Origin of the sequence: Acinetobacter portensis (assembly GCF_009372215.1) — a bacterium.
Lineage (GTDB): Bacteria > Pseudomonadota > Gammaproteobacteria > Pseudomonadales > Moraxellaceae > Acinetobacter > Acinetobacter portensis.
The window spans coordinates 1-1173 of the sequence record NZ_LWRV01000060.1 but is presented as its reverse complement, the minus strand read 5'-3'; the positions used below and the strand labels follow the sequence as shown (position 1 = coordinate 1173).

The 1173-nt window shown below is 44.3% G+C and carries 1 protein-coding gene; it reads right to left on the bottom strand.

Annotated features, from left to right (window positions below; all coding sequences use genetic code 11):
* Positions 1–1173, bottom strand: a 1173-nt coding sequence (tuf, locus tag A6M14_RS06690; protein ID WP_152874213.1) for an elongation factor Tu, incomplete at its 5' end; no start/stop codon positions are given.

The window sequence follows — 1173 nt, the reverse complement described above, 5'->3', positions numbered from 1 at the left end:
TTATGCAGTTACTTTAGCAACAACACCAGCACCAACTGTACGACCACCTTCACGGATCGCAAAACGTAGACCTGGGTCCATTGCGATTGGGTGGATTAATTCTACTGACATTTCTACGTTGTCACCAGGCATAACCATTTCTACGCCGTCTTGAAGAGCGATAGCGCCAGTTACGTCAGTTGTACGGAAGTAGAACTGTGGACGGTAACCGTTAAGGAATGGAGTATGACGACCACCTTCTTCTTTAGAAAGTACGTATACTTCTGCGTCGAATTTAGTATGCGGTTTGATCGCACCTGGTTTAGTCAATACTTGACCACGCTGAACGTCTTCACGTTTAGTACCACGTAGAAGAACACCACAGTTCTCGCCCGCACGACCTTCGTCAAGAAGTTTACGGAACATTTCTACGCCAGTTACAGTTGTTTTAACTGTATCTTTAATACCAACGATTTCAACTTCTTCGCCTACTTTAACGATACCAGTCTCAACACGGCCAGTTACTACTGTACCACGACCTGAGATTGAGAATACATCTTCAATTGGCATAAGGAATGGAAGATCGATAGCACGTTCTGGCTCAGGAATATAAGAATCTAGAGCTTCAACAAGAGCTACTACAGCTGGTTCGCCGTATTGACCTTGGTCACCGTTAAGTGCAGCTAAAGCTGAACCACGGATGATTGGAGTGTCATCACCAGGGAAGTTATACATAGAAAGAAGTTCACGAACTTCCATTTCTACTAATTCAAGTAACTCTTCGTCATCTACAAGGTCGCATTTGTTTAAGAATACAACGATGTACGGTACGCCTACTTGGCGAGAAAGAAGGATGTGTTCACGAGTCTGTGGCATTGGACCATCAGTCGCAGCACATACAAGGATCGCGCCATCCATTTGAGCAGCACCAGTAATCATGTTTTTAACATAATCGGCGTGACCTGGACAGTCTACGTGCGCGTAGTGACGAATTACTGAATCGTATTCTACGTGTGAAGTATTAATTGTAATACCACGTGCTTTTTCTTCTGGTGCAGAGTCAATTGCAGCGTAGTCTTTCGCTTCGCCACCAAAAGTTTTTGCACAAACAGTTGCAATTGCAGCTGTTAAAGTTGTTTTACCATGGTCGACGTGACCAATTGTGCCCACGTTAACGTGTGGCTTATTACGTTC